This is a genomic window from Frankia sp. CeCAU1, from assembly GCF_977971845.1.
Window position 1 is genome coordinate 1 of sequence record NZ_CDWWXA010000201.1, and the last position, 6,269, is coordinate 6,269.

General features: G+C 62.8%; 4 protein-coding genes. 2 read left to right on the forward strand and 2 right to left on the reverse strand.

What is annotated here, in order from left to right; translation table 11 throughout:
• Positions 1 to 352: 352 nt before the first annotated feature.
• Both AC08OO_RS21995 and hsdR read right to left on the reverse strand, forming a co-directional pair.
• Positions 353 to 2,527: an N-6 DNA methylase gene (locus AC08OO_RS21995; RefSeq protein WP_476611595.1), complete on the reverse strand. Its 2,175-nt coding sequence runs from the start codon at positions 2,525 to 2,527 to the stop codon at positions 353 to 355.
• Complete coding sequence (hsdR, locus tag AC08OO_RS22000) at positions 2,524 to 4,977, reverse strand: EcoAI/FtnUII family type I restriction enzme subunit R (RefSeq protein ID WP_476619012.1); 2,454 nt, start codon at positions 4,975 to 4,977, stop codon at positions 2,524 to 2,526. The genes AC08OO_RS21995 and hsdR overlap by 4 nt, the downstream gene beginning before the upstream one ends.
• Positions 4,978 to 5,436: 459 nt before the next feature.
• Between hsdR and AC08OO_RS22005 the strand changes: the two genes are divergently transcribed.
• Together AC08OO_RS22005 and AC08OO_RS22010 are read left to right on the forward strand one after the other, a co-directional pair.
• Positions 5,437 to 5,787 (forward strand): type II toxin-antitoxin system RelE/ParE family toxin, encoded by a 351-nt coding sequence (locus AC08OO_RS22005; RefSeq protein ID WP_011437268.1) that lies wholly within the window; start codon positions 5,437 to 5,439, stop codon positions 5,785 to 5,787.
• Complete coding sequence (locus AC08OO_RS22010; RefSeq protein WP_011437269.1) at positions 5,784 to 6,113, forward strand: helix-turn-helix domain-containing protein; 330 nt, start codon at positions 5,784 to 5,786, stop codon at positions 6,111 to 6,113. Before AC08OO_RS22005 ends, AC08OO_RS22010 begins: the two co-directional genes overlap by 4 nt.
• Positions 6,114 to 6,269 lie beyond the last annotated feature (156 nt).

Genomic DNA, 6,269 nt, shown 5'->3' on the forward strand with positions numbered 1-6,269 from the left:
GGCCGCAGGGCCACCCGCACGAGGCCGAGTAGTCCAAGCCGGCCATGATTGTCTGGAGTCCTTGCCCACCCCATCCCGCGCCCCGCACCAAGAGCACCGAGAGGCCCGGATGCCGCGTCCGACGCAGCCCAGCGAGCGCCAGCTTGAGGTCCTACGCTGGATCCGGGACGACCGCCCACCCCGCGACTGGCCCAACGACAGCCGCAAGCTCACGGCGGCGGTGAGGCAGATGGAGTACGTTCAGCAGGTACGACCAATGCTCTAACATCCGGCACCATCCACCATCGGCTTTCTGCATTGGAAGCCTGACGAAGCGCACACCTCTTGGGAGGTGCTGGATCCGCTTGAGAAGCTATTCCAACCTGACTTGCGATTCGAGTGCGGAATTCAGCTCGATAACTCCACGGTGAACCGTGTCAAGTATAGACAGAATCTGATCTTGCTCTTCGAGTGGCGGCAACGGGATCGGAACCTTCTTGAGCGAGGCTCCAGTCAGATGCTGGATTCCAATTCCGGTGAAAAATGGCTTCAACGTGCCATCGTCAGCAAATCCGCGCAGCGCATAGACCAGCCACTCTGGCCGCAAAAACGGGCCGCAGCGGACGCGGTGCAGGGCCTTCTGGATCCGCATGTCCAGCCCGTCATGCTTCCAAACCGCCGCCCGGCCTGGTTCGCCACCCTCACAGACCACGACATCACCCGGCAGCAGCCCGTAGCGGTCGAACTCTCGCTCCTCGAATCGCATCTCCTTCAGGTCGCTGAGCTCGAAGTCGAACCAGCGGACATTCGTGTTGCGAAGATACGGATGATAGTCGCCCTTATTTTTCACCTTGTCCAGCATCTTTCCAAGAACACTGTCGGACAGGTGCCCAATTCGGATCCATCGCCAAGTATCGGGAAGACTCCAGGGCGATTCATCGACAACGGGGATTCCGTAGTCCGAAAAATCTACGGGTGACAAGGCGGGGGTATGACTGGTGCGTCCGCGCAGGGCCGCCGAGATCATAGTCTTCCAAGCGAAGTCTACACCACCCGCGATCCGCGTAAATTCCGGAAGGTTCTCGGCCACGAGCCGCTCGTTGCTATCCTCCGCGCCGACCGTGCTCTCTCGCAGCAGCTTTCCGAGGTTCTCGGAGGCCTCATCTATGACCTTCTCCCTCGTGCGGAACTCGGCCAACAAGGACGAAGCCGACACCACCTCTGCTCGTCGACGTGCGGGATGGTGGAGATCGAGGTCGTAACCGCGGTCCTTGAGCTCCGACAGCGGCACACGCCATGCATGGTCATTCTCGACCCTGTTGTCCCACCATTCGCGAAGGTCGTCAAACTCCTCGACCTGGATCGGTCGCGTCTTGTTATAGGCCTTGACGCTCGGGGGAAGCGTATGTTCGTAGTACCAAACATCCGTCGTGGGTTCACCCTTGATGAAGAACAACAGATTCGTGGCGATCGTTGTGTAGGGCGCGAAGACCGAATTTGGCAGCCTCACGATCGTGTGGAGGTTGCACTCCTCCAGCAACTGCTCCTTGATTCGAGTCTTTACGCCCCTCTCACCGAACAGGGTCCCATCTGGAAGTACAACGCCGGCCCTGCCCCCCGATTTCAACATCCGCATGATGAGGACCAAGAACAGGTCTGCGGTCTCACGGGTGCGGAACTTCTGAGGGAAGTTCTGCTCCACGCCCGGTTCTTCGATGCCGCCGAACGGAGGGTTCGTGACGATGACGTCCACGCGGTCCGCAGGGCCATAGTCACGGAGGGGCCGTATCAACGTGTTGGCGCGGCGGATGTCAGTCGGCGCGTCAATCCCGTGCAAGATCATATTTGTCAGGCACAGGAGGTGTGGCAGCTGCTTCTTCTCGACGCCACGCAGCGAGGCCTGGAGCAGCGCCTCATCGGCGGGTGTCTTCACCTGACCGCGCAGGTGGTCAATGGTGTTCGCGAGGAAGCCGCCTGTCCCGCAGGCTGGGTCCAGCACCGTTTCGCCCAGCTGGGGGTTCACCATCTCGACGATGAATTGGGTCAGCGCCCTGGGTGTGTAGTATTCACCAGCGTTGCCCGCACTCTGAAGATCCTTCAGTAGCTTCTCGTAGAGCTCGTTGAACTGATGGCGGTCGGCCCGCACGGTGAAGTCGATCGAGTTAATTTTGTTGATGACCTGACGCAGCAGCGTGCCGCTCTTCATGTAGTTGTACGAGTCCTCGAAGGCCTCCCGCACGATCAGCGTCCGAGGACTGCGGGCGCCAGACAACTTGCGCAGCGCCGGGAACAGGTCGTTGTTGACGAAGTCGTTGAGGTCGTCGCCCGTGAGGCCCTCGTCGTCGCCGGCCCAGGTCCGCCACTGGTACCTTGCTGGGATCGCCGGCACGTAGCCGTCGGTCATCAGCTCTAGTTCCTGCTCCGTGTCATCGAGGATCTTCAGGAAGATCATCCACACGAGCTGGCTAAGCCGCTGCGCGTCACCGTCCACGCCCTGGTCTTGCCGCATGATGTCCTGGATGGACTTGATGAGCGTGGAAGAGATCACAGCGCCTCCTGGTACAACTGCTGCTCAAGGTCACGGACGGCCTTGAGGTAGGCTTCCCGAGTCCCGAAAGGCCGAATGATTTCAATTGGTCTACCGATAGAGCGCAATGGCTCTACCTGCAGCACCCCAATGTCCTCGATCGAGCGCACGCCCGACTCTACATACTTTTCGAGAATCCCCTCCAACACCGAGCGCATCCGTCCCTGGTACTTGTCCAGGTATCCGCTGGAACGCACGGCATCGGCCCGGTCCTGCCGCCGACGCGGGGAACGGTCGAAACAGACGTCAAGTGCCGCGTCGAACGGGTCGAGGTCCTCGCCGTACTGCTCCGCGAGATCTTCGAGTGGCGCGCCCGCCTCAGCGAGTTCGTCCAGCAGGGCCGACCGCTCGGGGGACGCGAGCCAAGCAGAGTGGAAAGCTTCGGCCGTGGGATAGCGCGCCGTGAGGTTCTGACGAACGAACCCCTTGAGGCTGGACGTGAGCGGCTTGCCGTCTGCGCCCAGCATCTGCACCTGCTCGCCAATGATCGTCACCTGCTGCCCACTGACCACGATCCGCCTGCGCCGGGCCTTACGGGCGCCCGGCCGCTCCACCCAATGGTCCGGTGCGTCCTCGTCCTCGCCGCCGCCCTCGGTTTCATCGACATCGTCCAGGTTTTCCACGGCATCGTCCATATCGCCATCCGGCGGCAATTCGTACACCTTGACCGGGTCGCCGTCAAAGGCCTCGTCAGCGAAGAGTCTCGTGACGTTCTTGAAGTCCATAATCACGAAGAACCACTTGTCGTAGTCCGTTCGCACACGGGTGCCGCGGCCGATCATCTGCTTGAAGTCAGTCATGCTCTCGACCTTGCTGTTGAGCACGATCAGCTTGCAGGTCTGGGCGTCGACGCCGGTGGCAAGCAGCTTTGAGGTGGTCGCGATGACCGGATACGGCATCTCCGGGTCGATGAAATTGTCCAACTCCTGCTTGCCCTGCTGGTCATCGCCCGTGATCTGCATAACGTAGCGCGAGTCCTTGCGCACCTCGTCGGCGTTCAGGTTCGCAAGCGCCCGACGCATCCGGTTGGCGTGCGGGATGTCCTCGCAGAAGACGATTGTCTTCGTGTAAGAGCCAGCGTTCTTCAGATACTCAGTGATCCGTTGAGCGACTCGTCGGTCGCGCTCCGGAAAGATGATGGAGTCGTCGATTTCGTCGCCGGTATAGTGCCGGTCCGGGATTACCTTGCCAGCGTCGTCAAGCTGCCCTTCGGTGGGCCGCCAACCGAAGGTGTCGATGTCGAGCGCCGTGCGGATGACCTTGTAGGGAGCGAGGAAGCCGTCGTCGATGCCCTGCTTCAGCGGGTAGGTGTAAAGCGCCTCGCCGAAGTAGTCGATGTTGCTGACTGTCTTCGTCTCCTTGGGCGTGGCCGTCATGCCGAGCTGGACGGCAGAGCCGAAGTACTCCAGGATGCCACGCCAGGCACTGTCTTCCCGGGCGCTGCCGCGGTGGCACTCATCGACGATCACGAGGTCGAAGAAGTCAGGCGAAAACTGCTTGTAGACGTTGTCGATGTCCTCGGTACCGCTCACCGCCTGGTAGAGCGAGAGGTACAACTCGAAGCTCTTGTCGATGGTCTTGACGCCGGCGCCCTCTGGGTCATCCGGGTTCGCAACCCTCGTGATAGTGCCGCGCGACGTACTGAGCTTGGCCATGCGCCCCTTGAACATGGCGAAGTCGTTCATCATGGTCTGGTCGATGAGGATGTTGCGGTCGGCCAGGAAGAGTACTCGGGCCTGGCCCTTGCCCGGATTGATCGCCCGGAAGGACTCCATGAACCGCCAGATGATCTGGGCTGCGGTGTAGGTCTTGCCCGTCCCGGTCGCCATGACGAGCAGCAGCCGCCGTTGGCCCTTCGCGATCGCCTCCATCGTCCGGTTGACGGCGATGCGCTGGTAGTACCGAGGCCGACGGCCTGATCCGTCGTCGTGGAAGGAGCTGGAGACGATGGGCTCCTCCGCCTCCGTGATGCCCTTCCATTCCTTGTAGATCTTGTAGAGCTCGTCCGGCGATGGGAAGGCGTCGAGCGGAATCTCAACTTCGACGTCTGGGCGGTTGCCTGTACGGTCGTGCCAGACGAAAGAGTCGCCATTGCTTGTGAACACGGACGGGACGTCGAGATGCTCGGCGTACTCGATCGCCTGCTGCATCCCGTCGCCGGGCTCGTGGTTGTTGTCCTTGGCCTCGACCAAGGCGATGGGGAGGTTGGGCCGCCACTCCAGAAGGTAGTCGACCTTCTTGGGCTGCTTGCGCACGCCTTTCTTGCCCACGACCTGTATGCGGCCGGCAGAGAAGTAGTAGAATTCCTCGCGGAATGAGGTGACGGGCCAGCCGGCCGCGGTCAGGGCAGGCGTGATGTACCGGGTCCGGATCTCCGCCTCGGTCAGCTGGGCCTTGTCAGGATCACTCACGCCCCGATCCTAGAGGCCGGGACCGACAGTCCCGCGAAGGGCGCATCCCGGGAGGCATCAGGACGGGATGGCCCTGTCGGGCTGCATCCCGCTCCGGTCTGGCTCGGCTTCGCGCCGAGGCACCACGGCGCTACGCGGACACCATGCGTGGTAGTGCTGATCACCGCGTCGCTGGAGGCGGGGGCGGACGGGCCGCCGTGGTCGCGGGTAGCCGCAAACCCACTCGGCAACGTTGCGCGCCCGACCAGTAACTTACCGTCGACATCTCGCACAGGGTTCGCGCTACTTCTGCTCGCAGATTTCACCGAAACTCGGGTACGCGACGTGGCCACGCTACGTGTCCGCGAGGTCGAGACACCACGGCCGGCCACGTAGAAGACAGCGAGCCCGGCGCCGCCGCTCCCACGTCCGAGGTCGAGAATTTGCTAAACTCTGTCTGTGGACGAATGGGAAGTCCGCGTGACGAACGAGTTCCTGGCCTGGGTCAACGAGCTCGATCCGAGGTCCAGGGCGCTCGTCGTCGACGCGATCGATCGGCTGGCCGATGCCGGGCCAAGCCTGGGCCGACCACTGGTCGACCGCCTGGTCGGCTCGGAGATCCACAATCTCAAGGAGCTCAGGCCAGCTTCCGCGGGCACCTCGGAGATCCGCGTCCTGTTCGTCTTCGATCCCTGGCGCTGCGCCATCCTGCTGGTCGGTGGGGACAAGTCGGGCGACTGGTCCGGCTGGTACCGCACGGCGATCCCACGCGCGGAGACGCTGTACGCCGAGTACATGAAGGAACGGGAAGCCGAGGAGGGCAGCTCATGACCAGATTCCCCCGGTGGAACGACGTCCGCGCCGATCTGATCGCCGACGCCGAGGAGACCCTGACCGAGGCCCGCAGGCGCAACCAGGCCTACATCGACGGCCACCGCCTCGCTGAACGCCGCAGGCTCCTCGGCCTGACCCAGACCGAGGTCGCCGAGCACATGGGTGTCAGCAAGAGCCGGGTCTCCCAGATCGAACGCGGCGACGTCTCCACCGTCGACGTCATCGCCCGCTACGTCCAGGCCCTCGGCGGCCAGATCCAGATCACCGCCGTCTTCGGCGACGATCTCTACATCCTGCGCGGCACCGACACGCCCGCTGCGTGACAGGCAACAAACCACGCCCCCGCACTGTCTGGAGCAAGCGGCCTGGGCCGGGTTTCCTCGGCGAGACAGGACAGAGCCGCAGGCCGCCACGGGCACGGACCTGGGGTCGACGTGGGCGAACACCGGTGGTGCGGGTACCCGGCCGGGCGGGTCCGG

Bases quoted from the DNA above. Each gene is read 5' to 3' on its own strand.
- AC08OO_RS22010 (WP_011437269.1), top strand. From the start codon at position 5,784: ATGACCAGATTCCCCCGGTGGAACGACGTCCGCGCCGATCTGATCGCC.